34 protein-coding genes and 1 tRNA gene are annotated in these 26551 nt (G+C 62.7%); 26 read left to right on the plus strand and 9 right to left on the minus strand.

Translation table 11 applies throughout. The features are described 5' to 3' along the window. Positions 1-93 precede the first annotated feature (93 nt). Together ACFOPH_RS20525 and ACFOPH_RS20530 are read right to left on the minus strand one after the other, a co-directional pair. Entirely contained in the window at positions 94-1389 is a 1296-nt protein-coding gene (locus ACFOPH_RS20525) for a serine hydrolase domain-containing protein (RefSeq protein WP_379737102.1), read from the minus strand. 382 nt (positions 1390-1771) lie between these two features. Next, positions 1772-3598, minus strand: coding sequence for a phosphoethanolamine transferase (locus tag ACFOPH_RS20530; protein ID WP_312548339.1), 1827 nt, complete (start codon positions 3596-3598; stop codon positions 1772-1774). 377 nt (positions 3599-3975) lie between these two features. Between ACFOPH_RS20530 and rpsL the strand changes: the two genes are divergently transcribed. The 7 genes from rpsL to ACFOPH_RS20565 all read left to right on the plus strand — a co-directional run bounded on the left by rpsL (position 3976) and on the right by ACFOPH_RS20565 (position 10401). Then, positions 3976-4359 carry a 30S ribosomal protein S12 gene (rpsL, locus tag ACFOPH_RS20535; RefSeq protein ID WP_312548341.1) on the plus strand — a complete coding sequence of 128 codons (384 nt, stop codon included), beginning with the start codon at positions 3976-3978 and terminating at the stop codon, positions 4357-4359. Between the two features lie 147 nt (positions 4360-4506). Next, the gene (gene rpsG, locus ACFOPH_RS20540; protein ID WP_312548342.1) at positions 4507-4977 is read left to right on the plus strand and encodes a 30S ribosomal protein S7; all 471 of its coding nucleotides are present in this window, start codon (positions 4507-4509) and stop codon (positions 4975-4977) included. A 117-nt stretch (positions 4978-5094) separates the two neighbouring features. Further along, complete coding sequence (gene fusA / locus ACFOPH_RS20545) at positions 5095-7200, plus strand: elongation factor G (protein WP_312548343.1); 2106 nt, start codon at positions 5095-5097, stop codon at positions 7198-7200. Positions 7201-7284: 84 nt separating this feature from the next. After that, positions 7285-8475 (plus strand): elongation factor Tu, encoded by a 1191-nt coding sequence (tuf, locus tag ACFOPH_RS20550; RefSeq protein ID WP_312554551.1) that lies wholly within the window; start codon positions 7285-7287, stop codon positions 8473-8475. Between the two features lie 182 nt (positions 8476-8657). Continuing rightward, the gene (gene rpsJ, locus ACFOPH_RS20555) at positions 8658-8975 is read left to right on the plus strand and encodes a 30S ribosomal protein S10 (RefSeq protein ID WP_130186563.1); all 318 of its coding nucleotides are present in this window, start codon (positions 8658-8660) and stop codon (positions 8973-8975) included. Between the two features lie 196 nt (positions 8976-9171). Next, on the plus strand, positions 9172-10080 hold the full coding sequence (locus tag ACFOPH_RS20560) for a hypothetical protein (RefSeq protein WP_379737103.1): 909 nt from the start codon (positions 9172-9174) through the stop codon (positions 10078-10080). Positions 10081-10122: 42 nt separating this feature from the next. Beyond that, positions 10123-10401: a hypothetical protein gene (locus tag ACFOPH_RS20565; RefSeq protein ID WP_379737104.1), complete on the plus strand. Its 279-nt coding sequence runs from the start codon at positions 10123-10125 to the stop codon at positions 10399-10401. 23 nt (positions 10402-10424) lie between these two features. Here the strand turns inward: ACFOPH_RS20565 and ACFOPH_RS20570 are convergent, their stop codons facing one another. The 7 genes from ACFOPH_RS20570 to ACFOPH_RS20600 form a co-directional block, all read right to left on the minus strand. Then, positions 10425-11702 carry a TerD family protein gene (locus tag ACFOPH_RS20570; protein WP_379737105.1) on the minus strand — a complete coding sequence of 426 codons (1278 nt, stop codon included), beginning with the start codon at positions 11700-11702 and terminating at the stop codon, positions 10425-10427. Between the two features lie 12 nt (positions 11703-11714). After that, a complete protein-coding gene (locus ACFOPH_RS20575) occupies positions 11715-12620 on the minus strand; it encodes an HpcH/HpaI aldolase/citrate lyase family protein (protein ID WP_379737106.1) in 906 nt (301 codons plus the stop codon). Next, on the minus strand, positions 12613-13707 hold the full coding sequence (locus ACFOPH_RS20580; protein WP_379737107.1) for a cysteine protease StiP family protein: 1095 nt from the start codon (positions 13705-13707) through the stop codon (positions 12613-12615). Before ACFOPH_RS20580 ends, ACFOPH_RS20575 begins: the two co-directional genes overlap by 8 nt. Next, positions 13704-14456, minus strand: coding sequence for a hypothetical protein (locus ACFOPH_RS20585; RefSeq protein ID WP_379737108.1), 753 nt, complete (start codon positions 14454-14456; stop codon positions 13704-13706). The genes ACFOPH_RS20580 and ACFOPH_RS20585 overlap by 4 nt, the downstream gene beginning before the upstream one ends. Then, positions 14434-15618 (minus strand): phosphoribosyltransferase domain-containing protein, encoded by a 1185-nt coding sequence (locus ACFOPH_RS20590; RefSeq protein WP_379737109.1) that lies wholly within the window; start codon positions 15616-15618, stop codon positions 14434-14436. Before ACFOPH_RS20590 ends, ACFOPH_RS20585 begins: the two co-directional genes overlap by 23 nt. Then, complete coding sequence (locus ACFOPH_RS20595; RefSeq protein WP_379737110.1) at positions 15615-16634, minus strand: ATP-grasp domain-containing protein; 1020 nt, start codon at positions 16632-16634, stop codon at positions 15615-15617. The genes ACFOPH_RS20590 and ACFOPH_RS20595 overlap by 4 nt, the downstream gene beginning before the upstream one ends. A 111-nt stretch (positions 16635-16745) precedes the next feature. Beyond that, entirely contained in the window at positions 16746-17321 is a 576-nt protein-coding gene (locus tag ACFOPH_RS20600; RefSeq protein WP_312550056.1) for a TerD family protein, read from the minus strand. Between the two features lie 498 nt (positions 17322-17819). Here ACFOPH_RS20600 and ACFOPH_RS20605 point away from each other — a divergent pair. The 19 genes from ACFOPH_RS20605 (at position 17820) to rpsE (ending at position 26541) form a co-directional block, all read left to right on the plus strand. Then, positions 17820-17896 (plus strand) — tRNA-Val (locus ACFOPH_RS20605). 273 nt (positions 17897-18169) lie between these two features. Next, positions 18170-18826, plus strand: coding sequence for a 50S ribosomal protein L3 (gene rplC / locus ACFOPH_RS20610; protein WP_312550058.1), 657 nt, complete (start codon positions 18170-18172; stop codon positions 18824-18826). Positions 18827-18828: 2 nt separating this feature from the next. Further along, on the plus strand, positions 18829-19449 hold the full coding sequence (rplD, locus tag ACFOPH_RS20615) for a 50S ribosomal protein L4 (RefSeq protein WP_036246292.1): 621 nt from the start codon (positions 18829-18831) through the stop codon (positions 19447-19449). Beyond that, positions 19446-19763 carry a 50S ribosomal protein L23 gene (gene rplW, locus ACFOPH_RS20620; protein WP_312550063.1) on the plus strand — a complete coding sequence of 106 codons (318 nt, stop codon included), beginning with the start codon at positions 19446-19448 and terminating at the stop codon, positions 19761-19763. The genes rplD and rplW overlap by 4 nt, the downstream gene beginning before the upstream one ends. Beyond that, complete coding sequence (rplB, locus tag ACFOPH_RS20625) at positions 19763-20590, plus strand: 50S ribosomal protein L2 (RefSeq protein ID WP_312550064.1); 828 nt, start codon at positions 19763-19765, stop codon at positions 20588-20590. Before rplW ends, rplB begins: the two co-directional genes overlap by 1 nt. Positions 20591-20599: 9 nt before the next feature. Next, the gene (gene rpsS / locus ACFOPH_RS20630) at positions 20600-20875 is read left to right on the plus strand and encodes a 30S ribosomal protein S19 (protein WP_312550065.1); all 276 of its coding nucleotides are present in this window, start codon (positions 20600-20602) and stop codon (positions 20873-20875) included. Beyond that, the gene (rplV, locus tag ACFOPH_RS20635; protein ID WP_174348348.1) at positions 20872-21204 is read left to right on the plus strand and encodes a 50S ribosomal protein L22; all 333 of its coding nucleotides are present in this window, start codon (positions 20872-20874) and stop codon (positions 21202-21204) included. Before rpsS ends, rplV begins: the two co-directional genes overlap by 4 nt. 11 nt (positions 21205-21215) lie before the next feature. Further along, positions 21216-22010 (plus strand): 30S ribosomal protein S3, encoded by a 795-nt coding sequence (gene rpsC, locus ACFOPH_RS20640; RefSeq protein WP_312550066.1) that lies wholly within the window; start codon positions 21216-21218, stop codon positions 22008-22010. A gap of 2 nt (positions 22011-22012) precedes the next feature. Next, a complete protein-coding gene (gene rplP / locus ACFOPH_RS20645; RefSeq protein ID WP_312550067.1) occupies positions 22013-22432 on the plus strand; it encodes a 50S ribosomal protein L16 in 420 nt (139 codons plus the stop codon). A gap of 12 nt (positions 22433-22444) precedes the next feature. After that, on the plus strand, positions 22445-22636 hold the full coding sequence (rpmC, locus tag ACFOPH_RS20650) for a 50S ribosomal protein L29 (RefSeq protein ID WP_027867254.1): 192 nt from the start codon (positions 22445-22447) through the stop codon (positions 22634-22636). Further along, positions 22633-22905: a 30S ribosomal protein S17 gene (gene rpsQ, locus ACFOPH_RS20655; RefSeq protein ID WP_135191947.1), complete on the plus strand. Its 273-nt coding sequence runs from the start codon at positions 22633-22635 to the stop codon at positions 22903-22905. The genes rpmC and rpsQ overlap by 4 nt, the downstream gene beginning before the upstream one ends. A 231-nt stretch (positions 22906-23136) precedes the next feature. Beyond that, complete coding sequence (gene rplN, locus ACFOPH_RS20660) at positions 23137-23505, plus strand: 50S ribosomal protein L14 (protein WP_211519064.1); 369 nt, start codon at positions 23137-23139, stop codon at positions 23503-23505. A 9-nt stretch (positions 23506-23514) separates the two neighbouring features. Beyond that, complete coding sequence (rplX, locus tag ACFOPH_RS20665) at positions 23515-23829, plus strand: 50S ribosomal protein L24 (RefSeq protein WP_312550069.1); 315 nt, start codon at positions 23515-23517, stop codon at positions 23827-23829. 4 nt (positions 23830-23833) lie between these two features. Beyond that, positions 23834-24373, plus strand: coding sequence for a 50S ribosomal protein L5 (gene rplE / locus ACFOPH_RS20670; RefSeq protein ID WP_312550070.1), 540 nt, complete (start codon positions 23834-23836; stop codon positions 24371-24373). 4 nt (positions 24374-24377) lie between these two features. Then, positions 24378-24683, plus strand: a complete 306-nt coding sequence (gene rpsN / locus ACFOPH_RS20675; protein ID WP_036240351.1) for a 30S ribosomal protein S14 — start codon at positions 24378-24380, stop codon at positions 24681-24683. Positions 24684-24697: 14 nt separating this feature from the next. Then, positions 24698-25093: a 30S ribosomal protein S8 gene (gene rpsH, locus ACFOPH_RS20680; RefSeq protein ID WP_312550072.1), complete on the plus strand. Its 396-nt coding sequence runs from the start codon at positions 24698-24700 to the stop codon at positions 25091-25093. Between the two features lie 9 nt (positions 25094-25102). Then, positions 25103-25636, plus strand: a complete 534-nt coding sequence (rplF, locus tag ACFOPH_RS20685) for a 50S ribosomal protein L6 (RefSeq protein WP_312550073.1) — start codon at positions 25103-25105, stop codon at positions 25634-25636. Between the two features lie 11 nt (positions 25637-25647). Beyond that, a complete protein-coding gene (rplR, locus tag ACFOPH_RS20690) occupies positions 25648-26010 on the plus strand; it encodes a 50S ribosomal protein L18 (protein WP_312550074.1) in 363 nt (120 codons plus the stop codon). A gap of 12 nt (positions 26011-26022) precedes the next feature. Continuing rightward, positions 26023-26541, plus strand: coding sequence for a 30S ribosomal protein S5 (rpsE, locus tag ACFOPH_RS20695; RefSeq protein WP_026354944.1), 519 nt, complete (start codon positions 26023-26025; stop codon positions 26539-26541). The last annotated feature ends 10 nt before the right edge of the window (positions 26542-26551 follow it).

A 26551-nucleotide genomic window follows, 5' to 3' on the forward strand; every position in this document is an offset into this window, starting at 1 on the left:
TTATGAAGAGCGGACGCGCGTACAGCGTGTCCGGACTGTCCGTCCGGCGTGGTCCGACCGTACGCGGACACAGCCGCGATCGGCCCGGACCGGCTATCGGGCGCCGTCTTTTCCGGCGCCCTGCAGCAGGAATGTGGCCAGCGCGTGATAAGCGGGCAGCGAAGTCGCGTCGTTGGCCGCGTTGGCGGCGGTCGGATGGCTGGCGAAGCGCGCGATGACCATTTCCGCCTTCGGATCGATGTACAGCGCCTGGCCATGTACGCCGCGCGCCATGAAGGCGCCATGCTCGTTGTGGGTCACCCACCACATGTTGCGATAGGTCCAGCCGTCGAGCATCTTGTAGCCCGCCTTGGCGAAGTCGTCGCGCTTGCCGCCCTTGCGGATATCCTCGACCGCCGCCCTGGGGACGATCTGCTGTCCGTTGTAGCGTCCCTCGTTGCGGATCATCTCGCCGAAGCGCGCCAGGTCGCGCAGCCCGGTGTTGAGCCCGCCGCCCGCGAACGGCGTGCCGATGGAATCGACCGACATGTAGGCATCCTGTTCGGCGCCCAGCTTGCTCCAGATGCGTTCCGAGAGCAGTTGCGCCACCGAGCGCCCGGTCACGCGTGCAAGGACCCAGCCGAGGGCGTCGGTGTTGGCGGTGCGGTAGTGGAAGGCTTCGCCGTGCACGCCTTCGGGCTGCACCGTTTGCAGGAATTCGTAGTACGAGCGCGGACCGCTGTAGTCCTTCGGCTTGGGCAAGGGGTTGCCGGCGGCGGCGTGCATCCAGACCTCGGCCTTGGGATCGGCGTAATCCTCGCTGAACTTGATCCCGGTCGTCATGTCCATGAGCTGGCGCACGGTCGCATTGCCGAAGGCGGAACGCCCCAGTTCCGGGACGTATTGCGCGACCTTGCGCCCGGGGTCGAGCGTCCCCTCGGCCACCATCATGGCGGCCAGCGTGCCGACGAAGGTCTTGGTGACCGACATGGCGCCGTGCTGGCCTTCCGGCTTGAGCACGCCGAAGTAGCGCTCATAGACCACGCGGCCCCGGTGCAGCACGACGATGCCATCGGTATAGTTGGCCAGCAGCGACTCCTGCCAGGTCATCGCTTTGCCGCCGCCCAGGGGCTGGAAGCTGAGGCCATCGATATCGTCGCGCAGGAACCGCCCGAGCGGCGCCGGCGCCTCCAGCCCGCGCGACACGTTCACGGTCGGCATCAGTTGCCTGAAGTTCGACACGCTCCAGCGTAAAGCGGGGAAGCGGAAATAACTGCCGTCGTCGAAGCGCAGGATGCGGTCGGGCGGCGGGGGAGAGCCGACCATCCAGCCAAGCCGGGCCGGGTCGGATGCGATGGCGTCAGGGAATTTTTCAGCGCCGTGCGCGAGCCCGGGGAGGAGGATTGCCATTAACACGGCAGGGATGACACAGGGCGTCGATCTGCGATTCATGTTCCAGCCTCCGTCTGATTCTGATGATCAAAGGGTCTTTGGGCGTTGCCGGCAGCGTCCGAATAATCTCGCTGCCGGCCAATGTAGCGCATTCCGGCCAGTCGGCGCGCGCCGTCGGGGCTGTTGCCTGTGGCGTTATTGGTCCGCATGATCCGCGTGGGCTCGAGAGCCTAGCGCGGCCCGGCCCACCCTACGGTCACCGCCAACAGCGAGTTCATACGAAACCGGGATACGCAGCGTGTCCCGTAGGGTGGGCTCTCGAGCCCACGCGGATCCAGAACACCGATAACGCCACAGGCAACAGCCCCACAACGCCCGCACCCCCGGTCCTGACGCACACTCACCTGCGCGGCAGCGGCGTCCCCTTGTCGATCACCTCGCGACAGTCACCCTTGAAGCGCGCATTGTCGTAGTCGGCCCAGCCGTAGCTGTCGACGTAGCGCTTGTGGCGCTTCAGCTTGTCGCTGGCGATGCTGCGCTCGAGGCGCTCGTCGGGATAGCGGATGTCGCCCAGGTCGACCAAGGTGTGGAACACGTTCTCGGTCGACAGGCGCGCCTTGCGGTGGCGCCTGAGCTGTTCCACCTTGCCAGGGAAGCGCTCGCCGTACAGGTTCGAATACCAGACAAAGGCCGGTACGTGGAATTCGTATTGGGTGTTGTGGCCGTGGAAGGCGAGCTTGCAGGACTTGTCGTACAGCGTCTGGCCGTGGTCGGCCACGTACATCAGCGCCGCCGCCTTCTCCGGCGCCTTCAGCTTGGCGATCACCTGGGCCAGGAACCAGTCGGTGTACAGGATCGCGTTGTCGTAGCTGTTGCTCAGCAGCGGTTCGATCGCGTCGTCGGTGACGACCGGCTTGTCGACGCCGCGCAGCGAGGGCGTCCATTTGTCGAAGCGGGCCGGATAGCGGTGCGCGTAGTTCCAGTGGCTGCCGAGCGTGTGCAGGACGATCAGTTTTTTCGGGGCCGGATCCGCCAGCGCCCGCGCGAAGGGCGCGAACAGCACCTCGTCCAGGTTCGAGCGGGTGGTGAAACCGCCCAGGTTCAGGAATTCGACCCGGTCGGCCTCCTTGGCGAACACCGACACCGGCGTGTCGAACTTGCCGAACGAGATCTGGTTCGACAGCCAGAAGGTTTTATAGCCGGCCTCCTTGAACGCGGTCAGGAAGGATTTTTCGTTGAAGCCGTCCTTCAGGCTCTGCATGGCGGGCTTGCGCGAGATGATCACCGGCACCGACAGGCGCGTCGCCGACACCGAGGTGATCAGGTCCTGCAGCGGCACCAGGTTCTCTTCCTGCTCGAGCTGGGGATTGGTCTGGCGCGCATAGCCGTTGATGCTCCAGCGGTCGTAGCGCGCCGATTCGCCCAGCACCATCACCAAGATGTCCGGCGCCTGGTCCGGGTCGGCCTGGCGCGCATCGAAGCGGAAGGCGGCGCTGCGTCCGTTCAGTTCGGCGAGATAGACCCGCTCCTTGTAGAAGTCGACGCCGCGCGCGACCAGGCCGAAGGGCCAGGAACGGGCAAAGGCGTCGAGCTCGACCGGCAGCTGCGCCCAGTGCGGCAGGCGGGGCAGGGCGGTGGCCGGGGCGGCGGGCGCGGACACGGCCTTGCCGGCGGCAACCAGGTGGACCCGGGCGGCCGGCGCCGCGCGCGTAACCGGGACGGGATCGGGGGCGACGCCGTATTTCTTCCCGTAGGCGAACAGCGCGGCGGCCAGCGCCAGCACGGCCAGCACCACCCAGCGCGAGCGGTCGTCCCAGTCGAGCTCGCGGGTGCGCAGCGCGGCGCGCCAGCTGCTGGCCCACCAGGCCAGCACGCCCGCCAGCGCCGCGCCCGCCAGCCAGACCTTGCTGCCCATGAACTCCAGCGCTTCGGCGGGACTGGTCTCGGCGATGATCCCCAGGTGGTGGGTGGAGATGCCCTGGCCATAGTAGATATACAGGTAGAGTTCGGTCGGCAGGGCGAGGAAGGCCGGCAGCAGCAGCGGGTGGAACCAGGCCGGGCGCTTGAACAGGGCCCAGGCGGCGATCCAGGCGATGACTTCGACGCCCAGCACCTGGCTCGGACGCGGCACCGGCAAGCCCACCAGCAGCGGGAAGAAGGGCATCGCCGACAGCACCAGGTAGGTCAGCACGAGATACAGGTGGGCGGGACGCGGCAGCGGGCGCATGGGAGACGGACGGCAGGGAAAAGTCGGCTATTATCCAATCTTTATCGCCGGAAAAGCTATTCCTGCCCTGGAAGGGGGCAATCGTGCGCGCCGCCGCTTGTATCCGGACAGCCACAGATCGCGCGGCTTCGCCGTTTTTCCGGCCCGGAACTGCCTACGCAGCGAGCAAATCGGTTGACCGCCCCTTGTGAGAAGTCTATACTCGCGAGTTCTCGAATTTATTCTGCACATCGTATACGCACTCGCTGCCGCTCATCCGCTGAGTGGCTTTCGTCGCCTCCGCTGTCAGTCTTGAGTCGGGACTAGGTTTCAGTCCCCGGGCCGCGCTGTATCTGGTCTGGGTCATCAACGGTAGTAACTTTGTTGGATTAGGAACGATGCCAACCATCAATCAACTGATTCGCAAGCCGCGCATTGCTGCGGTTGTGAAGAGCAAGTCGCCGGCACTTGAAAACTGCCCGCAAAAGCGCGGTGTGTGCACCCGTGTTTACACCACCACCCCGAAGAAGCCGAACTCGGCACTGCGTAAAGTCGCCAAAGTGCGCCTGACCAACGGTTTCGAAGTCATTTCGTACATCGGCGGTGAAGGCCACAACCTGCAAGAACACTCGGTCGTGCTGCTGCGCGGCGGTCGTGTGAAAGACTTGCCGGGTGTGCGTTACCACATGGTCCGCGGTGCACTGGATACCCAGGGCGTGAAAGACCGTAAGCAAGCTCGCTCGAAGTACGGCGCGAAGCGTGCCAAGGCTGCGAAGAAGTAATTTTTTCGTCGGTCACACGGTCTCGACACATCGAGGTCACATTAAAAAGTTAAGTTGAGCCGGCCGGAAGGCCGAGTAAGTGAAAGATCATGAGGGTCTTTCGCGAGTGCGGTTCAAGCACTCAACTGAAGATAGGAAGGAATTGAAATGCCACGTCGTCGTGAAGTACCCAAGCGCGAGATTCTGCCGGATCCAAAATTCGGCAACACCGATGTCGCCAAGTTCGTCAACGTTCTGATGCTGTCCGGCAAGAAGTCGGTCGCTGAAAACATCATCTACGGTGCGTTTGAATACATCCAGACCAAATCGGGCAAGGACCCGCTGGAAGTGTTCGCGGCCGCGATCAACAACTGCAAGCCGATGGTCGAGGTGAAATCCCGCCGCGTCGGCGGCGCCAACTACCAGGTGCCAGTGGAAGTTCGTCCGGTCCGTCGTATGGCGCTGTCCATGCGTTGGTTGCGCGAAGCCGCAAACAAGCGCAGCGAAAAATCCATGCCACAACGCCTGGGTGGTGAACTGATGGAAGCGGCCGAAATGCGCGGTGGCGCAATGAAGCGCCGTGACGAAGTGCACCGCATGGCTGAAGCGAACAAGGCGTTCTCGCACTTCCGCTTCTAAGCACATGGCCAAACCCTTCAGGGGGCGCGGCCAACGCAGTATCCGTTGTTCAGGCCGGGCGCGTTTTGATCTCAAAATGCCGTCCGGTTTTGTCCATTCAAAGATTTAGGAAAAATTATGGCACGCAAGACCCCCATTGAGCGCTACCGCAATATCGGTATTTCCGCTCACATCGATGCTGGTAAGACCACCACCACCGAACGCGTCCTGTTCTACACGGGCGTGAACCACAAGCTGGGCGAAGTGCACGACGGCGCCGCCACCATGGACTGGATGGAGCAGGAGCAGGAACGCGGCATTACCATTACCTCGGCAGCGACGACCTGCTACTGGAGCGGTATGGCCAAGAACTTCCAGCCTCACCACATCAACATCATCGACACCCCGGGCCACGTTGACTTCACCATTGAAGTCGAGCGTTCGATGCGCGTGCTCGACGGCGCTTGCATGGTTTACTGTGCAGTCGGTGGCGTGCAGCCACAGTCGGAAACCGTGTGGCGTCAAGCTAACAAGTACAAAGTCCCACGTCTGGCATTCGTCAACAAGATGGACCGTACCGGTGCGAACTTCTTCAAAGTGTACGAACAGATGCGCGCACGCCTGAAGGCGAACCCAATCCCGGTCGTGATCCCAATCGGCGCGGAAGAGAACTTCCAAGGCGTAGTCGATCTGGTCAAGATGAAAGCAATCATCTGGGACGAGGCTTCGCAAGGCATGAAATTCGAATACGCTGACATCCCGGAGCACCTGGTTGAGCAGGCGAACGAATGGCGTGAAAAACTGGTCGAGACCGCTGCTGAAGCGAACGAAGACCTGATGAACAAGTACCTGGAAGAAGGCGATCTGTCGGAAGAAGAGATCAAGACCGCCCTGCGCCAGCGCACCATCGCATCGGAAATCGTGCCGATGTTGTGCGGTACCGCGTTCAAGAACAAGGGCGTGCAAGCCATGCTCGACGCCGTGATCGAATACCTGCCATCGCCAGTCGACATCCCGCCAGTGGCAGGTACCGATGAAGACGACCAGCCGGTCACCCGTAAGGCTGACGATAACGAGAAGTTCTCGGCACTGGCGTTCAAGATCATGACCGACCCGTTCGTCGGCCAGCTGATCTTCTTCCGCGTCTACTCGGGCATGATCAATTCGGGCGATACCGTCTACAACCCGATCAAGGGCAAGAAAGAACGCCTGGGTCGTATTCTGCAGATGCACGCCAACCAGCGCGAAGAAATCAAGGAAGTCCGCGCCGGCGACATCGCCGCTGCAGTCGGCCTGAAAGAAGCGACCACGGGCGAAACCCTGTGCGATCCTTCGGCTGTCATCACCCTGGAAAAGATGGTGTTCCCGGAGCCGGTCATTCAGCAGGCTGTCGAGCCGAAGACCAAGGCCGACCAGGAAAAAATGGGCCTGGCGTTGAACCGCCTGGCACAGGAAGATCCGTCGTTCCGCGTGCGTACCGACGAAGAATCGGGCCAGACCATCATCGGTGGTATGGGCGAGCTGCACCTGGAGATTATCGTTGACCGCATGAAGCGCGAGTTTGGCGTGGAAGCAACCGTCGGCAAGCCGCAGGTTGCCTACCGCGAAACCATCCGCAAGGCAGTCACCGACGTCGAAGGCAAGTTCGTCAAGCAGTCGGGCGGCCGCGGCCAGTACGGTCACGCTGTCCTGACCATCGAACCGCAAGAGCCGGGCAAGGGCTTCGAGTTCGTCGACGCCATCAAGGGCGGTGTCATTCCTCGCGAATACATCCCGGCAGTCGAGAAGGGTGTGCGCGAAACCCTGACCACCGGTGTCCTGGCTGGCTACCCGGTCGTTGACGTGAAAGTCACCGTGACCTTCGGTTCGTACCACGACGTCGACTCGAACGAGAACGCGTTCCGTATGGCCGGTTCGATGGCATTCAAGGAAGGCTGCCGTAAAGCGTCGCCGGTCATCCTCGAGCCGATGATGGCCGTGGAAGTGGAAACGCCGGAAGACTACGCCGGTTCCGTGATGGGCGACCTGTCGTCCCGCCGCGGCATGGTGCAGGGCATGGACGAAATCCCGGGCGGCGGCGGCAAGATCATCAAGGCCGAAGTTCCGCTGTCGGAAATGTTTGGTTACTCGACCTCGCTGCGTTCGGCGACCCAGGGCCGTGCAACCTACACGATGGAATTCAAGCACTACTCGGAAGCGCCGAAGCACGTCATCGACGCAATCGTGACCGCCAAGGCCAAGTAATAAAACATGATGGCTGCGGCACTCAGGCGCCGCAGCTACAATAACAACACAGTAAAAAAGTTGTTCTTTTAAAGGAAGATCAAAATGGCAAAAGGTAAATTCGAACGGACCAAGCCGCACGTCAACGTCGGCACCATCGGTCACGTTGACCACGGCAAAACCACCCTGACGGCTGCAATCGCAACCGTTCTGTCGAAGAAGTTCGGCGGCGAAGCCAAGGCGTACGACCAGATCGACGCGGCTCCGGAAGAGAAGGCACGCGGCATCACCATCAACACCGCGCACGTCGAGTACGAAACCGAATCGCGTCACTACGCGCACGTCGACTGCCCAGGCCACGCCGACTACATCAAGAACATGATTACCGGTGCTGCGCAGATGGACGGCGCGATCCTGGTGTGCTCGGCCGCTGACGGCCCGATGCCACAGACCCGCGAGCACATCCTGCTGGCGCGTCAGGTTGGCGTTCCGTACATCATCGTGTTCCTGAACAAGTGCGACCTGGTCGACGACGCAGAACTGCTGGAACTGGTCGAAATGGAAGTCCGCGAACTCCTGTCGAAGTACGAGTTCCCTGGCGACGACCTGCCGATCATCAAAGGTTCGGCACGTATGGCCCTGGAAGGCCAGCCTGGCGAAATGGGCGAAGAGTGCATCATCCGCCTGGCAGAAGCCCTGGACACCTACATCCCGACGCCAGAGCGCGCTGTTGACGGCGCCTTCCTGATGCCAGTCGAAGACGTGTTCTCGATCTCGGGTCGTGGTACCGTCGTGACCGGTCGTGTCGAGCGCGGCATCATCAAGGTCGGCGAAGAAATCGAAATCGTCGGCATCACCGATACCGTCAAGACCACCTGCACCGGCGTGGAAATGTTCCGCAAGCTGCTGGACCAGGGTCAGGCAGGCGACAACGTCGGTCTGCTGCTGCGCGGCACCAAGCGTGAAGACGTCCAGCGCGGCCAGGTTCTGGCCAAGCCGGGCTCGATCAAGCCGCACAACCACTTCACCGGCGAGATCTATGTGCTGTCGAAAGACGAAGGTGGCCGTCACACCCCGTTCTTCAACAACTACCGTCCGCAGTTCTACTTCCGTACCACCGACGTGACTGGCTCGATCGAGCTGCCGGCGGACAAGGAAATGGTCATGCCAGGCGATAACGTGTCGATCACCGTCAAGCTGATCAACCCGATCGCGATGGAAGAAGGCCTGCGCTTCGCAATCCGCGAAGGCGGCCGTACCGTCGGCGCCGGCGTGGTTGCCAAGATCATCGCCTAATTAGCGTGTGATCACTGGGCAGGGCAAGCGTCCTGTCCAGACAACAGAGGGGGCAGAATTTCGATTCTGCCCCCTCTGCACGAGTAGGAACAGTGTTATACTCCCGCTCTTGTGCTGTACCGAAGTAACCGAATACATGATTGCCGGCGACAAGCCGGTTCGTTCTTTTTTAAGGAAATAGCATGTCCACTCCAAACCAGAAAATCCGCATTCGCCTGAAAGCGTTCGACTACAAGCTGATCGACCAGTCCGCACTGGAAATCGTCGACACCGCCAAGCGCACCGGCGCTGTGGTCAAGGGCCCGGTCCCGCTGCCGACCCGCATCCAGCGTTTCGACGTCCTGCGTTCCCCGCACGTCAACAAGACCTCGCGCGACCAGTTCGAAATCCGTACGCACCAGCGTCTGATGGACATCGTGGACCCGACCGACAAGACCGTTGACGCACTGATGAAGCTGGACCTGCCGGCTGGCGTCGACGTCGAAATCAAGCTGCAGTAATTCTTTCGACAGACGCGGAGCGATCCGCGAGCGTTGAATTAATCGGGGCCGGGAAGGGCCGCCACATTGGCGAACCTTCCCGGCCCCGATGCTTTTCCGGGTTCGTTTTTTGCCAAGCGCATCAGCACTTAAATTGCCCAGCGTTAATCATGCTAAGATCGATGGTGATTTTGATAACGCGACGGGCGGAGGGGAGATGAACGCGGCTTGGGCTGCCGTCACCGGGTATGCGCGACAGTTGAACGACACCAGCTGGACAAGGGTGCTGACCTATGCCTGGGCGGCCTTCATTACCCTGGCAATGCTGCTGCCCTTCGTCCCTGAGCAATGGCGTGGCACGGCCAAGTCCATCGGGTTCGCGCTGCCGTTGCTGCTTCTGGCGGCAAAGGATTTCGCCCAGCTCCCCGACCTTGCCGCCCGGCTGCGTGCCCTGCATCGGCAGGGCGCAGGCGCACTTGCCATGCTGGCGGCATGCCTGCCGCCCGGCCTGATCGGCCTGGCGCGTCTCGACCGCGAACTCTGGCGCAGCTTTTTCTGCTGGCTGCGCCGCCAACCCAGGCCGGCACGTCCGGACGGCCTGAGACTCACCTACCTCGAGCAGGGCGCCTATTCGACTGCGATTGCCTTCGGTCTGTTTTCCGTACTGGTGGAGCTGCCGCTCGATGCGGCGCTCGTGCCGCTGTTCGTCGACGATCCCGATGCGGTCAGGGACATCCATATCGCGGTCGCGCTGGGCAGCGCGTACACCCTCGTGTGGCTGCTGGGCGACCGCTGGCGCGTGCGCGACGGTTGCCACGTCCTGACCGCCACCCATCTCGACCTGCAGGTCGGCGCCCGCGCCAGCGCCCGCATCGCGCTGGCCTCGATCGCGGACGCACAGCCGCTGCGCGAGCCGGTCGCGCAATGGCGCCGCAGGCACCCGTTCCGCGACAAGGAAGCGGTGACGATCACCCCCTTCGACAAGCCGAACCTGATCTTGCGCCTGCACCCGGACGCGGACTGCACGATCACGCACCACGGGCTCGAGCGCAACGGCGTGCGTTACGTGTTTCTCTACCTTGACCGCCCGGAGCGTCTCATTGCGGCGCTGGCATCACGCGCCTGACGCCATGCGGCGGGCCCCCCACGCATCTCGATAAAGGACATCATGAAACGCATCTGGTCGGCTGTCGTGGCTTGCCTGCTCCTTTTACTGGTACTGCTGTTCCTCGGATTCGGGGGGTACGCATCCAGGCCGCTGCCCCTCAAGCTCGGCGCTGCCGCCCTCGGGCTTTGTTTTCTGGTCACGTTCTTCAACGTGGTCTTGCCCGACGGACGGATCGCCAACAATGTCGTGAAGGTCCTGAATTTCTGTGCCGGCGCCTTGTTTTTCGCGGCGATGCTGCTAGTGCTGCAGCACTATTTCAATACCATGCATCTGGCCTGAACGTCGTCGCCCAGGCCCCCGGGTCAGTCCTTCGACCCGGTCTTCCAGCGCAGCCCGAAGCCGAAGCGCTGGTCCATCAGTTCGTGCGCACTGGTGCGGCCCTGCTGCTCGAAGTACTCGACCATCTTGGTCACCTGCAGGCGTCCGCCCTGGTTCTCGATCATCGCGATCGCGCACATCATCTGCCTGCCGCCCTGGTCGAGCCGCACTTCGATCGGCGCCTGGTTCGGCACTGCCACCATCACCACGCCGTCGGTCGCCGACCAGTTCGGCACGCCCTCATAGATGAAGGAGAAGATCAGCGCGCGCCGGATCTGGTCGAACTGGTCGCCGTTGATCCACAGGTTCTCGCCGCCGGTCGATGCGCCGGTACGGTCGTCGGCGTCGAGCTTGATGTAGGGGAGGCGGTCATAGTCGCCCCAGGCATTCCCGAGCGCCTGCACCAGGCCCTTGCGGCCGTCGGCCAGCTCGAACATGCAGCCGAGATCGAGGTCGATGCCGCCACCCGGACGGCGCGGGCGGCCGGCGTTACCCAGGGCGCCGCTCAGGCGGCCGAGGAAGCCGGTCTTCTCCGGCGCCGGCGCCGGCGTCGGCGAGACGGAGGACTGGTTCCAGTTCAGGTTGACGTGGATGCGGCCGTAGCCGCGGCCGGGCGCCTTGTCGAGCGAGACCTTGTCGCCGCGTTTTTCTAGCGTGATCTTCGACAGCGAGACTTTCGGCGCTGCGGGTGCCGCAGGTGCCGCAGATGCGGCAGCAGGCGCGGAAACCGGCGACGACGCGGGCGAGGCCGGCTTGGCCTCGGTGCCGCCGAAGTGCGCGAGCAGCGCCGACAGGCCGCCATTGAAGCCCTGGCCGACCGCGCCGAAGCGCCACTGGCCGTCGCGCCGGTAGATCTCGGCCACGATCACTGCCTTCTCGTCGCCGAAGTCGGTGCCCGACCAGGGGAAGCGGACTGCGTCGCCCACGGTGAGCGAACTGGCGCCGAGCGCGCGCATGGTCTGGGCGCCGTCGATCGCGGCCACGAACACCAGCTTGGCGATCGAGGCCGGCAGGGCGTCGAGGTCGACGGCAAAGCGCGCCTTGCCGCCCGCCAGGTTCAGCGTCACGGCGTCGCCCGGACTGGCGAGCTGGTTGTAGAAGACCATGTAGCGGTCGTCCGAGAGCTTGTCGGAGGCGTCCAGGCCGAAGCAGGAGACGTCGACCGACGTGCCGGGCGCGTTGATGTCGACCTCGACCGGGAAGCGGGTGCCGGCGCCAAGGTCCGCCAGTTTGCCTTTCTGGCCGCGTGCAAAGTTGTTCATGTGTAGTCCTTTCTATAAAGCCGCCGGCCAGTGCGGAGCATCGAGCTGTTGTGCGCCGAACAGGCGCGACTGCGCGACCATGCGCTCGGCCCAGGCACGGTGGGTGGCGACCTCGCACATCGATTCGTGCATCTTGAAGACGGCAGGGCTGTTTTCGTCGAGGATCGCCTGGGCGGCGGCCAGGTCCTGCGGCCTGACCTTGTAGTGCTGCTCGATCGGCGCGATCTGGCTCGGGTGAATGGCGGTCTTGCCGACCATGCCGTAGGCGATGTCTTCCTGCACCTCCTGGTCCAGCAGTTCGGGCACGTCGAGGTGCTCGAACACCGGCGCGGTGAGGGCGAAGCCGTAGGGGCGGAAGATCGTCACCAGTTTCGCGATGACGGGGCCGAGCGGCGTGCGGTAGATCGTCATGCCGCGCGGGCGCCGCAGCCCCAACAAGGCCAGCAGGTCGTTGCCCCCGATGCGCAGCGCCAGGATGCGGTTGCGCACGCCCGGCGACTGCAGCAGGTCGCGGAAGGCTTCCATCTCGCGCTCGCCGAAGACCTCGGCCGTCTCCAGCGTCGGCATCAGCATGTGGTCGGTGTCGCGCACCAGGCGGTAATAGGATTCGAAGTTGTGGCGCGTCGCCTTCGGGATCACGAAGCCGGTCAGTTTATCGGCGCCGCGCATGGCCAGCACGCGCGCCAGCACCTCCGGATTGCGCACGCGGACGAAACGCTCGGCCGCGACGTCCGTGCGCATGTGTTCCAGCACCACGGACAGGTTGAACAGCGCCCAGCTCAGCTCGCGGTCGGCGACCGCGTCCTCGGTGCAAAAGATCAGCGAACGCGCTTGCGGCAGCTTGTCGCCGTTCGCCACGTCCAGCAGGTGTTTGTGATTGGCCGGCACGTACAGCGACGCGCCCATCGATTTATGCATCCGATGCACTCCTGATCAGGGAAACAGCTTGGTAAGGCAGTGCCGGGTCGATCTCGACCGGCACTTGTTTTTCTTCGGCCAGCAGGCGCAGGTGCGCCACCGCCGCCACCTGCGGGTCGCGCAGCACCATGAGGCGCGGCGCACGGCGCAGCAGCACCCGCGTGGCCTCGCCGATGCCCGGCTTGACCAGGTTGACGTCATGGATGCCGTAGCGCGCCATGGCGGCCGCGATATAGGCCTGCGAGCGGCTGGCCGCCGCGCGCGCATCGACCGCCTCCACCGCGCCGGTTTCGCCGGCGAGCGCGAGCGCGCGGCGCTCCAGGTCGTCGACGAAATCGCGCGAGCGGTCGTGCGCGGCGAAATCGCTGTACAGCACGCAGCCGTGGAAGTCCTGCGGGCCGAGCGCCTTGGCGAGCACCGAGCGGCTGACCAGCCCCGACACCGTCGCGTTCAGGATGCTCGACGGGATCAGGTAGTCTTCGCCGGAGGCCGCGCAGGCCGCCGCGCCGGCCAGGTCCGACAGCACGAACAGGCCGCTGTCGATATCCGTGCCGTGTTCCTGGTTGAAGCGCTCGATCGAGGTGGCCAGCTCGCGCGCGATCACGCCCTTGCCGGTCCAGCCGTCGACGAACACGATCGATGCCGGCGCGTGGCCCTGGGCCAGGATATGGCGCAGGGCATTCGCGTCGATGCCGCGGTCGCGCACGATCGACACCGAGTAATGCGTCGCCACGCGGCCTTGCACGCGCTCGAGCAGGCGTTTCAGGACCACGCCGACCGGCGTGCCGCCGCGCGCCAGTGACACGACCGCAACCGGGCCCGGGCCGTTATGGCGCTGCGCGACCAGCTGCGCCAGGCGCAGGCAGTCGCGCGCCATGCGCTCGCCGTTCGCGCGGCAGGCTTCGTCGAACACGGCGACATAGCGCGCCGAGGGCAGGCGTTCCGGCGACAGCATCTCGCTGTAATGGCGCCGGCCCGACTGGATCAGGCGCTCCTTTTCGCCGACGTCGTCGACGAAGTCGCACAGCGGCAGCGGCTTCAGGAGGAAAGTCACGTCCGCGCCGTGGTAACTGCCGGAGAAGTTCACAGCGCCTCCACGGTGAGTTTAGCGAGCTGGGTGCGGCGCGGAATGATGGCGTAGTCGCAGTCGGCCATGAAGCGCGCATCCGAACGGCTGTCGCCCATGCCGAAGGTGATGATGTCGCCGTGTTCGCGGCGCAAGCGCTCGGTCACCCAGGCGACCGCATTCGCCTTGTCCAGGCAGGTCGGCAGGATCGCCAGGTTGTTGCCGTTGCGGTGCACGCAATAGTCCTCGTGGCCGTCCGCGATCCAGGGATACACGACGTCGTCCTCGACCGGCAGCAGGTTCGCCGCGACCTTGCCCGGATCCTTGACCACCACGAAGAACGGCGTGCCGGCATCCTCGACCAGGCGTGCGCGGCCCTTGAAACCGGTGCGTTCGGCCCAGGCGTCGATGCGATCCGCCAGTTCGCGCAAACCGGGCAGGGCGGCGCTCATCTTGGCGTGCATGGTGCCTTGCCAGTCGCGGTCGATGCTGCCGTCGGGCAGCAGGATCACGCCGCCGAAGTTCAGGATCGCGTAGCTGCTGAAACCCAGGTCGACGCGGCGGAAGGCGTCCAGGCTGCGCGCGGTGGTCGGGATCACCGTCATGCCTTCGCTGGCAAAGGCGAAAAACGCGCGCTGCGCCGGCGTGGTCAGCGAACAGACGCTGCCGTCGCCGTAATAGGCGGCCGGCTCGAGCCCCTCGCGCACCGCGCATTTTTCCAGGGTCTGGAACAGGGTGTCGTCCAGGTCAGCGAACAGGAACTTCTTCAACGTCATCCTCGGTGTGGTAGTGGAACAGGCGCGCGCCGAGCTGGCCGGCGAGCTCGCGCAGCGCCGCATTCGGCGGCGTCTCGTGGCAGGCCAGCACGTGCGCGTACTGGCCGGGCGCGACGTTGTACAGGAAGTTGGCGATCCCTTCGCCGTAGTTGTCGGGGAAGCTCAGCGCGTGCCCGACGGCGCCCCAGGTCAGGATCGGCGAGCGCGTGGTCGACTGCACGACGACGTCCAGGCCATGGGCTTCGAGCGCCGCGCCCAGCAAGGTGGACGCATGCATGAATTCGCCGGTGCCGAGCACCAGCACCTTGTCGCCGGGCGCGATGCTGTCCGCCAGCCGGCGCGCCAGCGCTTCGGGGGCGCGCAAGGGGCGCGCGAGGCCGAGGCGGCCGAAGGCGCTGCTGGCGCCGCGCTCGGCCTGCGCATCGAAGCGCTGGGCCGGCGCCGCATCGACCGGGATGTTCGCCGCCTCGAAGCGGTATTCGCCGTCGATCAGCGCGCCCAGGGTGGCGGGCATGCCGAAACGCGCGGCCAGGCCGCCGGTGGCGCGCTGGCCCATGAAATTGGCGATGACGGCCAGGTGCACGCGCTCGATCGCCGGGTTCAGGCGACGGCAAGCCTGGGCCAGGTTGACGAAGGTGTTGCCGGTGCTGGCTTCGTCGTCGACCAGCACGATGGTCTGCGCCCGCAGCAGCAGCTCCTGTTCGTGTTGGCTTGAGGGCATGTGCAGGAACTGGCGCGGCGCGTGGCTATGGGCTTCCTCGAATTCGATGATGGGACCCGTGCCGACGCGGTAGCGCGTGGTGTGCAGGAACAGGGCGTCGCGGCCCGGATTGGCGCGCAGCCAGGCTTCGAACACGCCCTGGCCCAGGCCCACGGCCGTCTCGGCCATGGCGATGAAGAGCACCGGGCCGCTGCCGTCGGGCACGCCGGCGGCCAGGCGCGTGTGCACCTCGAGCATGGTCGAGGGACGCACCGGCCAGTGCTTGCCCAGCACCTTGCTGAGGAACAGGAAACCGCGCTTGGCGTTGGCGCGCGCGGCAAAGCCGAGCAGCGCGTCGAGTTCGTCCGCGCCGTTATACAGATCGATGTCGAGCAGGCCGGTGGGCAGGCGCTCGCTGCGGCGGACCGGCAGGCCGGCCTCATGGCGCGCGTTCATGCCAGCTCCACGGCGCGGCTCAGTTCGCCGACGCGGATGCCGTTGCGCACCGGCGCGACCTCGACCTTGTCGAAACCGTCGGCGAAGCCGGCAAGCGCAATGTACGGCAGGTTGGGGCCGGCCACGCAGGCCATGCCGATGCCGCCCGACATGCGCGGATTAATCTCGAGCAGGCGCGCGCGTCCTCCCGCTTCGCGGAACTGCACGTTGAACAGGCCGTTCAGGCCATAGGCCTGCGCCAGGCGCGCGGTGGCGTCGAGGATCTCGGCGCGCTGGTCGATGCGCTGGCCGGCGCCGGCTTGCGTGCCTTTGCGGCGCGCGACGGCCGCCACCAGGCGGCCATTGTCGCCGACGCAGTCGACGCTGTATTCGCGCCCGTCCAGGTATTCCATCAGCAGCATGTCGCGGAACTCGCCGAGGGCGGGCAGGGCGCGCCGGAAATCGTCGAGCGAGACGTGGTATTCGGCGCCGGCCATCAGGAGCTCGGCGCTGCTGCGCGTCTCGTCCAGCACGGCAAAGCCGAGGCCATAGATCGAGCGCGAGGGTTTCACGCACAGTTTGGCGTGACGGCGGCGCAGCTGGTCGTAGGCATCTTCGAAACCGGCGGCGTCGCGGAAAGCGCGGAACTCGGCCACGGGGGCGTCGGGCAGGTCGGCTTCGCGGTAGAAGCGGCCCTTGTCGTGGATCAGCTGCAGGTTTTCTTCGGAGGCGCAACTCAGGACGCGGGTGCCGACCGCGGCGAAGCGCGCGTGGGCGCCGGCCAGCAGGGTGGCTTCGCGGCCGGGGACGAAGATGGCGACCGCGTGCGTGCGGCAAAAGTCCAGGCACCAGTCGAGGTAGGCCTGTCCTTCGAGCCCGGTCGGCTCCGGGTGGAATTCGTGGGCGGCGCGCGCCACCGGCGATTGCGGATTCGGATTGCTGTGGATGATGTGGAAGCGGCCGTCGACGTCATCGCGGCGGATCAGCTCGATCGCAGCGTGGACGGACGAGAACGTACGGTTGAACCAGACGCGCATGAAGTCCTTGTATTACTGAGGAAGATTGCCCCGCGCAGGGCGGGGCAGGGCGGGGGCGGGGGCGGGGAGCAGGGGAGAGGACTTCCCTGCGATCCGGACACCGGGCCCGGATTACACGTTGACGCCGAACGAGCGCGCGAGTGGGCCCAGGCCGCCGTTGTAGCCCTGGCCGACGGCGCGGAATTTCCAGTCGCCGCCTGCGCGGTACAGTTCGCCGAAGATCATCGCGGTCTCGGTCGAGCTGTCTTCCGACAGGTCGTAGCGCGCGATCTCGCCGTTGGTGCCGGCGTTGACGCAGCGGATGAAGGCCTTGCCGATCATGCCGAAGTTCTGGCGGCGCGCTTCGGCATCGTGGATGGTGACGCAGAACGAGATCTTGTCGACGTCGGCCGGGACCTTCGTCAGGTCGACGGTGACGGTTTCGTCGTCGCCGTCGCCCTGGCCGGTGGTGTTGTCGCCGTTGTGGACGACCGAGCCGTCGGTCGACTTCAGGTTGTTATAGAAGATGAAGTCGGCGTCGCCGCGCACCTTGGCGTCGGACTTGAGCATGAAGGCGCTGCCGTCCAGGTCGAAAGCCGCGCCGTCGGTCGAGCGCGGGTCCCAGCCGAGGCCGATGAGGACCTTGGTGAGGTTCGGTGCTTCCTTGCTGAGGTTGACGTTGCCGCCTTTTTGCAAACTGATTGCCATTACAGCTCCTTTCGTTGGAGTGAATATTGCAGTGGATACCGCCGTCCCTGACGGCGGCGGCCTAGATTCCCGCCTGGCCTGGAGTCGATTTGCATCGACTGCCAATATAGGCGTTAATTATTCGATTGTACACAGCTGGCCTTATGGCAGGCTTAGGCGGGGTGAGCGGTTTCCTAGCGCACGGTGCGCGGCGGGCGTGGGGCTGTTGCCTGTGCCGTTATCGGTATTCATGATCCGCGTGGGCACAGGTGCCCACCCTACAGGACAGGCCGCCGACTCGCGGCGGCAAACACCGAAACCGCTTTCGCCTTTTCCGGCCGCGAGTCCGCGGCGCCTCCCGTAGGGTGGGCACTCGTGCCCACGCGGATCATGCGAACCGCGGACAGGGGAGGCAACAGCCCCACAAACGCCTGCGCACCTGAAGGCAAGCGCCCCAAAAACATTTCTCAAACTCAGCTATTGCAAACCGCCGATGCCTTCCCTATAATGCGGGACCTCGGGCGGTTAGTTCAGTTGGTTAGAATACTTGGTCGACATCCAAGGGGTCGCAGGTTCGAATCCTGCACCGCCCACCAAACACTTCAACTATGCGCAGAGCCCTTCGCGGTTCTGCAGAGAAAAGGCGCATTGGTGCCTTTTCTGTGCTGGCCAGCTAGGCCAGATTCCTTCTTCTCCACGCTACTGCGAAAAATGCGCAACAGGGGTCACATACCCCCGATTAACTTGTTGCGTCAAGCCCTTTTGCGCGCTATACTAGCCGGCTTCGGTATGGATTCATCCTTTTAGATCCGTACTTTTTCTAGTAGTTAAACAACCCCCGCCCAATCGTAGGTGGGAATGGAGAAAAAATGAGCCTGGGCCTTCTCGGTCGCAAGGTTGGCATGATGCGCATCTTCACGGATGACGGGGATTCGATCCCAGTCACCGTGCTCGACGTATCGAACAACCGTGTTGCGCAAATCAAAACTCCTGAAACCGACGGCTATGCCGCAGTTCAGGTCGCATTCGGTCAACGTCGCGCTTCCCGCGTGACCAAGGCTGTTGCGGGTCACCACGCTAAAGCTGGCGTGGAAGCCGGCACGATGCTGAAGGAATTCCGCGTCGAAGCCGCCAAGGCAGCCGAACTCAAAGCCGGCGACGCCGTCAACGTTTCGCTGTTCGAAGTCGGCCAGAAAATCGACGTGCAAGGCACCTCGATCGGTAAGGGCTACGCCGGTACCATCAAGCGTTACAACTTCGCATCGGGCCGTGCAACCCACGGTAACTCGCGTTCGCACAACGTTCCTGGCTCCATCGGTATGGCGCAGGATCCGGGCCGCGTGTTCCCTGGCAAGCGCATGACCGGTCACATGGGCGACGTTACCGTCACCACCCAGAACCTGGAAATCGCTCGTATCGACGCTGAGCGTCAACTGCTGCTGGTGAAAGGTGCCGTTCCTGGCGCCAAGAACGGTCAAGTGATCGTCAAGCCGGCTGTCAAAGTCAAAGCCAAGAAAGGAGCTTAAATATGGAACTTCAGCTCCTGAATGAGCAAGGTCAAGCTGGCGCCGGCGTTGCCGCCGCCGATACCGTGTTCGGCCGCGAATACAACGAAGCCCTGATTCACCAGGTCGTGGTCGCCTACGCTGCTAACGCACGCAGCGGCAACCGCAAGCAGAAAGACCGTGAAGAAGTCAGCCACACCACGAAGAAGCCATGGCGCCAGAAGGGTACCGGCCGCGCTCGTGCTGGTATGTCGTCGTCGCCTCTGTGGCGCGGCGGTGGTCGTATCTTCCCGAACACCCCGGACGAGAACTTCTCGCATAAGGTCAACAAGAAGATGTTCCGCGCAGGTATCTGCTCGATCTTCTCGCAGCTGGCCCGCGAAGGCCGTCTGAACGTTGTCGAAAACCTGTCGATCGAAGCTCCGAAGACCAAGCTGCTGTCGCAAAAGCTGCAGGGCATGGGCCTGGAATCGGTCCTGGTGATCACCGACACCATCGATGAAAACCTGGAACTGGCATCGCGCAACCTGCCGAACGTGCTGGTCGTCGAGCCGAAAGCGGCCGATCCGATGTCGCTGGTGTTCTACAAGAAAGTCCTGGTCACCAAAGCTGCTCTGGCCAAGATCGAGGAGATGTACGCATGAGCACCGCAATCAAATTTAGCGAAGAGCGCCTGATGAAGGTGCTGCTGGCTCCGGTCATTTCCGAGAAGGCCACCTTCGTCGCGGAAAAGAACGAGCAGATCGTGTTCAAGGTTCTGCCGGACGCAACCAAGCCGGAAATCAAGGCTGCCGTCGAACTGCTGTTCAAAGTCGAAGTGGAATCGGTGCAAACCGTGAACCGCGAAGGCAAGCAGAAGCGTGCAGGTCGTTTCACCGGTCGCCGCAACCACACCAAGCGCGCTTTCGTGTGCCTGAAGCCAGGCCAGGAAATCAATTTTGTCGAGGAGGCTAAATAATGGCACTCGTTAAGATGAAGCCAACCTCCCCAGGCCGCCGCGGCATGGTGAAGGTTGTGAACGCCGACCTGTACAAAGGTCGTCCGTTCGCAGCCCTGGTTGAGAAGAAATCGAAGACCGCTGGCCGTAACAACAACGGTCACATCACCACCCGCCACATCGGCGGTGGTCACAAGCATCACTACCGCCTGGTTGACTTCAAGCGCAACAAGGACGGTATCCCGGCCAAGGTCGAGCGTATCGAATACGACCCGAACCGCAGCGCGCACATCGCTCTGGTGTGCTACGCCGACGGTCATCGTGCGTACATCATCGCCACCAAAGGCATGGCTGTGGGCGATACCGTCATGAACGGCTCGGAAGCGCCGATCAAGTCGGGTAACTGCCTGCCGATCCGTAACATCCCGGTCGGCACCACCATGCACTGCGTCGAAATGCTGCCAGGTAAGGGTGCCCAGATGGCCCGTACCGCCGGCGCCGGCGTGGTCCTGATGGCCCGTGAAGGCACCTACGCCCAGGTTCGCCTGCGCTCGGGTGAAGTGCGCCGCGTGCACATCGAGTGCCGCGCGACGGTTGGCGAAGTCGGCAACGGCGAGCACAACCTGCGCAAGATCGGTAAAGCTGGTGCGATGCGCTGGCGCGGTGTTCGTCCGACCGTTCGCGGTGTGGTCATGAACCCGATCGACCACCCGCACGGTGGTGGTGAAGGCCGTACGGCTGCCGGTCGTCATCCGGTGTCGCCATGGGGCCAGCAGACCAAGGGCAAGAAGACGCGTTCGAACAAGCGCACTTCGTCGATGATCGTCTCGCGCCGCGGCAAGAAATAAGGATAAATCATGACTCGTTCATTGAAAAAAGGGCCGTTCGTTGACGCCCACCTGGTGAAAAAAGTCGAAGCCGCGCAAGCGACCAAAGACAAGAAGCCAGTCAAAACCTGGTCGCGCCGCTCGACGATCACTCCGGACTTCATCGGTCTGACGATCGCTGTCCACAACGGCAAGCTGCACGTGCCGGTGTACGTCTCGGAGAACATGGTCGGCCACAAGCTCGGCGAATTCGCGCTGACCCGTACGTTCAAGGGCCACGCTGCTGACAAGAAGGCGAAACGATAATGGAAACTAAAGCAATCCTCAAAGGCGTTCGCCTGTCGGAACAGAAGGGCCGCCTGGTTGCGGACCTGATCCGTGGCAAGAAGGTTGACGCAGCACTCAACATTTTGCAGTTCAGCCCGAAGAAGGGCGCGACCATCATCAAGAAGGTTCTGGAGTCGGCAATCGCCAACGCGGAACACAATGATGGCGCCGACATCGACGAGCTGAAGGTCACCCAGATCTACGTCGAAAAGGGCCCGATCCTGAAGCGCTTCACCGCACGTGCGAAGGGCCGCGGCGATCGTATTTCGAAACAATCCTGTCACATCTACGTGACTGTCGGTAACTAAGGGGTCACACGATGGGTCAGAAAATCCACCCAACCGGCTTCCGCCTGGCGGTCACCCGTAACTGGGCGTCGCGCTGGTACGCTGGCAACGGCAACTTCGCCGACATGCTGAAGGAAGACCTGGAAGCTCGCGCTTTCCTGAAGAAGAAGCTGAAGAACGCTTCGGTCGGCCGTATCGTCATCGAGCGTCCTGCCAAGAACGCACGCTTCACGATCTACTCGTCGCGTCCAGGCGTCGTGATCGGCAAGAAGGGCGAAGACATCGAAGTGCTGAAGTCGTCGCTGACGAAGATCATGGGCGTGCCTGTGCACGTCAATATCGAAGAGATCCGCAAGCCGGAAATCGATTCGCAGCTGATCGCCGACTCGATCTCGCAGCAGCTCGAAAAGCGCATCATGTTCCGTCGCGCCATGAAGCGCGCGATGCAGAACGCCATGCGTCTGGGCGCTGTCGGCATCAAGATCATGTCGTCGGGCCGCCTGAACGGCATCGAGATCGCACGTACCGAATGGTACCGCGAAGGCCGTGTGCCTCTGCACACCCTGCGCGCCGACATCGACTACGGCACCAGCGAAGCATCGACCACCTACGGCATCATCGGCGTCAAGGTGTGGGTCTACAAGGGCGATCGTTCGGCAACGGGCGAAGCACCTGTGATCGACGTCCCGGCCGACGAGAAGAAGCCACGCGGCCCGCGTCGCGATGATGGCAAGCCGGGCGGCCGTCCGCGCCCAGGCGCCAAACCAGGAGCCGCTCCAGCAGGTCGTCGCGCCGCTGCCAAGCCGGCTGAGAAAGCAGGAGAATAAAGATGCTGCAGCCATCCCGCAGAAAGTATCGTAAAGAGCAGAAGGGCCGTAACACCGGCATTTCGCACAGCCGCGGCACCGCTGTGTCGTTCGGCGAATTCGGCCTGAAGGCAGTTGCCCGCGGCCGTATCACCGCACGCCAGATCGAAGCCGCACGTCGTGCGATGACCCGTCACATCAAGCGTGGCGGCCGTATCTGGATCCGTATCTTCCCGGACAAGCCGATCTCGAACAAGCCGGCCGAAGTCCGTATGGGTAACGGTAAAGGTAATCCGGAGTACTACGTCGCTGAAATCCAGCCAGGCAAAGTCCTGTACGAGATGGACGGCGTTGCTGAAGAACTGGCGCGCGAAGCGTTCCGCCTGGCCGCTGCCAAACTGCCGCTGGCGACCACTTTCGTGGTCCGTCAAGTCGGCCAATAACAGGAGTTGAATATGAAAGCATCGGAACTCCGCGGCAAGGACCAGGAAGCGCTGCAGAAGGAGCTGAATGAGCTGCTGAAGGCCCAGTTCGGCCTGCGCATGCAAATCGCTACCCAGCAGCTGGGCAATACCGCGCAGCTCAAGAAAGTACGTCGCGACATCGCGCGTGTGAAGACTGTGATGAACTCGAAGGAAGCCAAATGAACGACACCACTAAAACGGCGCTGAAGCGTACGCTGGTCGGCAAGGTCGTGTCCGACAAAATGGACAAGACGGTGACCGTCCTGATCGAGCGTCACGTGAAGCACCCGCTGTACGGCAAGATCATCGTGCGCTCGAACAAGTACCACGCGCACGACGAGACCAACCAGGCCAAGACCGGCGACACGGTCGAGATCCAGGAAGGTCGCCCGATCTCGAAGACGAAGGCGTGGACTGTGACCCGTGTTGTACAGGTCGCACAGGTTCTGTAAAGCCTGAAAATTTGTCTTGCGGGGCCCGCTGGTATCTGAGATACTAGCGGGCTTCGTTCATGTGTTGCCGCAGTTTGTCCCCCTCGGTAACTGCGGCCTGTACGAAGCTATTGGAAAGTCCAATCACCCAATCGGACGCTCATGCATTGAGCGGACGGCGGGACCAAGACTGACCGCAGGCCTACGGTTCGCCGTGGGGTTTCTTCGGCTTAAGTTGGGAAAGAAAATACTATGATTCAAACTGAAAGCCGGCTCGAAGTGGCCGACAATACCGGTGCGAAAGAAGTACTGTGCATCAAGGTATTGGGCGGCTCCAAGCGCCGTTATGCGAGCATTGGCGACATCATCAAGGTAACCGTCAAGGTTGCTGCGCCACGTGGTCGCGTCAAAAAAGGTGAAATTTATAACGCTGTGGTTGTGCGTACCGCCAAAGGTGTGCGCCGCCAAGACGGCTCCCTGGTGAAGTTCGACGGCAACGCCGCTGTCCTGCTGAATTCCAAGCTGGAACCGATTGGTACCCGTATCTTCGGACCGGTCACGCGCGAGCTGCGTACCGAAAAGTTCATGAAGATCGTGTCCCTGGCACCTGAAGTTCTGTAAGGAGTCGCAATGGATAAGATTCGTAAAAACGACGAAGTCATCGTTTTGACCGGTAAAGACAAGGGCAAGCGTGGCGTGGTTTCGCGTCGCGTCGACGCCGAGCACGTGATCGTCGACGGCGTGAACGTGGCCAAGAAGGCCGTCAAGCCGAACCCGATGACCGGCGTCACTGGTGGTATCGTCGACAAGGCGATGCCGATTCACGTCTCCAACGTCGCGCTGTTCAACGCCGCGACCGGCAAGGCTGACCGCGTAGGCTTCAAAGACCAGGACGGCAAGAAAGTCCGCGTCTACAAGTCCTCCGGCGAAGTTGTGAAGGTTTAAGATCATGGCCCGTCTCCAACAATTCTACAAAGAAAAAGTCGTCGCTGACCTGACCGAGAAATTCGGCTACAAGTCGGTGATGGAAGTGCCGCGCCTGACCAAGATCACCCTGAACATGGGTCTGTCGGAAGCTGTCGCAGACAAGAAGGTCATCGAACACGCAGTGGGCGACCTGACCAAGATCGCCGGCCAGAAGCCGGTCGTCACCAAGGCACGCAAGGCAATCGCAGGTTTCAAGATCCGCGAAGGCTACCCGATCGGCACGATGGTGACCCTGCGCGGCGCCCGCATGTACGAGTTCCTGGACCGCTTCATCACCGTGGCCCTGCCGCGCGTGCGTGACTTCCGCGGTGTCAACGGCAAGTCGTTCGACGGCCGTGGCAACTACAATATCGGCGTCAAAGAGCAGATCATTTTCCCGGAAATCGATTACGACAAGATCGATGCGCTGCGTGGCATGAACATCTCGATCACCACGACCGCTAAGACCGACGAAGAAGCCAAAGCGCTGCTCGCCGCCTTCAAATTCCCGTTCAGGAACTAAGAGCATGGCAAAACTTGCACTGATTAACCGCGAACAGAAGCGTGCAGACCTGGTGGAGAAATTCGCCGCAAAGCGTGCAGCTCTGAAAGCAATCATCGACGACCAGTCGAAGACCGAAGAAGAGCGTTACGAAGCGCGCCTGAAACTGCAGGCCCTGCCGCGTAATTCGGCCCCGACCCGCCAGCGTAACCGCTGCGCCATGACCGGCCGTCCACGTGGCACTTTCCGTAAATTCGGTCTGGCCCGTACCAAACTCCGTGAATTCGCGATGAAAGGCGAAATCCCGGGCATGACCAAAGCTAGCTGGTAATAGGAGAACAAGCAATGAGTATGAGCGATCCTATCGCCGATATGCTGACCCGCATTCGCAACGCACAAACTGTCCAGAAAACCACGGTCGCAATGCCGTCGTCGAAAGTCAAAGTTGCGATCGCCAACGTCCTGAAGGACGAGGGTTACATTGAGGATTTCGCCGTGACCACCGAAGGTGGCAAGTCGGAACTGAAAATCGGTTTGAAGTATTACACCGGCCGTCCGGTCATCGAGCGCATCGAGCGCGTCTCGCGTCCTGGCCTGCGCATCTACAAGGGCAAGAACGAGATCCCGTCGGTCATGAATGGCCTGGGCGTGGCAATCGTCTCGACCCCGCAGGGCGTGATGACCGACCGCAAAGCACGTGCTACCGGCGTCGGTGGCGAAGTGCTGTGCTACGTGGCTTAAGGAGTAGACATGTCTCGAGTAGCTAAGATGCCAATCGCCGTCCCGGCAGGTACCGATGTCGCGATCAACGCGTCGTCGATCACCGTCAAGGGCCCGCTCGGCACCCTGACCCAGCCGCTGAACGGCCTGGTCAAAGTGGAAAACAACAATGGCACGCTGACTTTCGACGTGGTGGACGATTCGCGTGAATCGAACGCCATGTCGGGCACCCTGCGCGCCCTGGTCAACAACATGGTTACCGGCGTCACCAAGGGCTTCGAGCGCAAGCTGACCCTGGTGGGCGTGGGCTACAAGGCAGCTGTGCAGGGCAACGCCCTGAACCTGTCGCTGGGCTTCTCGCACCCGGTGCTGCACGCGATGCCGGAAGGCGTCACCGCGGTTACCCCGACCCCGACCGAGATCCTGATCAAGGGTATCGATCGCCAAAAGGTCGGCCAGGTCGCCGCTGAAGTGCGCGCTTACCGCTCGCCTGAGCCTTACAAGGGCAAGGGTGTCCGTTATGCGGACGAAGTGGTGAAGCTTAAAGAAACCAAGAAGAAATAATCGGAGCTGACATGGACAAGAAACAATCGCGTCTGCGTCGCGGACGCCAAACCCGCATCAAGATCGCGCAGCTGGGTGTGAATCGCCTGTCGATTCACCGCACCAACCTGCACATCTATGCGAACCTGATCAGCCCGGATGCGAAGGTCCTGGTTTCGGCTTCGACGCTGGAAGCAGAAGTGCGCGCCGAGCTGGGCGGTAAAGCTGGTGCCGGCGGCAACGCTGCAGCAGCTGCCCTGGTTGGCAAGCGCGTCGCAGAAAAAGCACTGAAAGCAGGGATCACCGAAGTCGCATTCGACCGTTCGGGTTTCCGTTACCACGGCCGTGTGAAGGCGCTGGCAGATGCCGCGCGTGAAGCCGGTCTGAAGTTCTAAGGAAGAATCGTCATGGCAAAAATGCAAGCGAAAATGGCAAGCGACAAGCCGGATGATGGCATGCGCGAAAAAATGATCGCGATCAACCGCGTCACCAAGGTGGTGAAGGGTGGTCGTATCATGGGTTTTGCAGCGCTGACCGTTGTCGGTGACGGCGATGGCCGCATCGGCATGGGCAAGGGCAAGTCGAAGGAAGTTCCTGTCGGCGTGCAGAAAGCAATGGAAGAAGCCCGCCGCAACCTGATCAAGGTGCCCCTCAAGAACGGTACGCTGCACCACACCGTTACCGGTCGTCACGGCGCCTCGCGCGTCATGATGTCGCCGGCCAAGCCGGGTACCGGCGTGATCGCTGGTGGCGCAATGCGCGCTATCTTCGAGGTGATGGGCGTGACCGACGTGGTCGCCAAGTCGACCGGTTCGTCGAACCCGTACAACCTGGTTCGCGCGACCCTCGACGGTCTGGCAAAAATGAGCACCCCGGCTGACATCGCTGCCAAGCGCGGCAAGTCGGTTGAAGACATCCTGGGTTAAGGGGAAGAAA

Source organism: Massilia haematophila (genome assembly GCF_042647645.1).
Classification (GTDB): Bacteria; Pseudomonadota; Gammaproteobacteria; order Burkholderiales; family Burkholderiaceae_D; genus Telluria; species Telluria haematophila.

Excerpts from the sequence above, each read along its gene's own strand:
- ACFOPH_RS20525 (WP_379737102.1), bottom strand. The coding sequence starts at position 1,389 with ATGGCAATCCTCCTCCCCGGGCTCGCGCACGGCGCTGAAAAATTCCCT.
- ACFOPH_RS20530 (WP_312548339.1), bottom strand. The coding sequence starts at position 3,598 with ATGCGCCCGCTGCCGCGTCCCGCCCACCTGTATCTCGTGCTGACCTAC.
- rpsL (WP_312548341.1), top strand. The coding sequence starts at position 3,976 with ATGCCAACCATCAATCAACTGATTCGCAAGCCGCGCATTGCTGCGGTT.
- rpsG (WP_312548342.1), top strand. The coding sequence starts at position 4,507 with ATGCCACGTCGTCGTGAAGTACCCAAGCGCGAGATTCTGCCGGATCCA.
- fusA (WP_312548343.1), top strand. The coding sequence starts at position 5,095 with ATGGCACGCAAGACCCCCATTGAGCGCTACCGCAATATCGGTATTTCC.
- tuf (WP_312554551.1), top strand. The coding sequence starts at position 7,285 with ATGGCAAAAGGTAAATTCGAACGGACCAAGCCGCACGTCAACGTCGGC.
- rpsJ (WP_130186563.1), top strand. The coding sequence starts at position 8,658 with ATGTCCACTCCAAACCAGAAAATCCGCATTCGCCTGAAAGCGTTCGAC.
- ACFOPH_RS20560 (WP_379737103.1), top strand. The coding sequence starts at position 9,172 with ATGAACGCGGCTTGGGCTGCCGTCACCGGGTATGCGCGACAGTTGAAC.
- ACFOPH_RS20565 (WP_379737104.1), top strand. The coding sequence starts at position 10,123 with ATGAAACGCATCTGGTCGGCTGTCGTGGCTTGCCTGCTCCTTTTACTG.
- ACFOPH_RS20570 (WP_379737105.1), bottom strand. The coding sequence starts at position 11,702 with ATGAACAACTTTGCACGCGGCCAGAAAGGCAAACTGGCGGACCTTGGC.
- ACFOPH_RS20575 (WP_379737106.1), bottom strand. The coding sequence starts at position 12,620 with ATGCATAAATCGATGGGCGCGTCGCTGTACGTGCCGGCCAATCACAAA.
- ACFOPH_RS20590 (WP_379737109.1), bottom strand. The coding sequence starts at position 15,618 with ATGAACGCGCGCCATGAGGCCGGCCTGCCGGTCCGCCGCAGCGAGCGC.
- ACFOPH_RS20595 (WP_379737110.1), bottom strand. The coding sequence starts at position 16,634 with ATGCGCGTCTGGTTCAACCGTACGTTCTCGTCCGTCCACGCTGCGATC.
- ACFOPH_RS20600 (WP_312550056.1), bottom strand. The coding sequence starts at position 17,321 with ATGGCAATCAGTTTGCAAAAAGGCGGCAACGTCAACCTCAGCAAGGAA.
- rplC (WP_312550058.1), top strand. The coding sequence starts at position 18,170 with ATGAGCCTGGGCCTTCTCGGTCGCAAGGTTGGCATGATGCGCATCTTC.
- rplD (WP_036246292.1), top strand. The coding sequence starts at position 18,829 with ATGGAACTTCAGCTCCTGAATGAGCAAGGTCAAGCTGGCGCCGGCGTT.
- rplW (WP_312550063.1), top strand. The coding sequence starts at position 19,446 with ATGAGCACCGCAATCAAATTTAGCGAAGAGCGCCTGATGAAGGTGCTG.
- rplB (WP_312550064.1), top strand. The coding sequence starts at position 19,763 with ATGGCACTCGTTAAGATGAAGCCAACCTCCCCAGGCCGCCGCGGCATG.
- rpsS (WP_312550065.1), top strand. The coding sequence starts at position 20,600 with ATGACTCGTTCATTGAAAAAAGGGCCGTTCGTTGACGCCCACCTGGTG.
- rpsC (WP_312550066.1), top strand. The coding sequence starts at position 21,216 with ATGGGTCAGAAAATCCACCCAACCGGCTTCCGCCTGGCGGTCACCCGT.
- rplP (WP_312550067.1), top strand. The coding sequence starts at position 22,013 with ATGCTGCAGCCATCCCGCAGAAAGTATCGTAAAGAGCAGAAGGGCCGT.
- rpmC (WP_027867254.1), top strand. The coding sequence starts at position 22,445 with ATGAAAGCATCGGAACTCCGCGGCAAGGACCAGGAAGCGCTGCAGAAG.
- rpsQ (WP_135191947.1), top strand. The coding sequence starts at position 22,633 with ATGAACGACACCACTAAAACGGCGCTGAAGCGTACGCTGGTCGGCAAG.
- rplN (WP_211519064.1), top strand. The coding sequence starts at position 23,137 with ATGATTCAAACTGAAAGCCGGCTCGAAGTGGCCGACAATACCGGTGCG.
- rplX (WP_312550069.1), top strand. The coding sequence starts at position 23,515 with ATGGATAAGATTCGTAAAAACGACGAAGTCATCGTTTTGACCGGTAAA.
- rplE (WP_312550070.1), top strand. The coding sequence starts at position 23,834 with ATGGCCCGTCTCCAACAATTCTACAAAGAAAAAGTCGTCGCTGACCTG.
- rpsN (WP_036240351.1), top strand. The coding sequence starts at position 24,378 with ATGGCAAAACTTGCACTGATTAACCGCGAACAGAAGCGTGCAGACCTG.
- rpsH (WP_312550072.1), top strand. The coding sequence starts at position 24,698 with ATGAGTATGAGCGATCCTATCGCCGATATGCTGACCCGCATTCGCAAC.
- rplF (WP_312550073.1), top strand. The coding sequence starts at position 25,103 with ATGTCTCGAGTAGCTAAGATGCCAATCGCCGTCCCGGCAGGTACCGAT.
- rplR (WP_312550074.1), top strand. The coding sequence starts at position 25,648 with ATGGACAAGAAACAATCGCGTCTGCGTCGCGGACGCCAAACCCGCATC.
- rpsE (WP_026354944.1), top strand. The coding sequence starts at position 26,023 with ATGGCAAAAATGCAAGCGAAAATGGCAAGCGACAAGCCGGATGATGGC.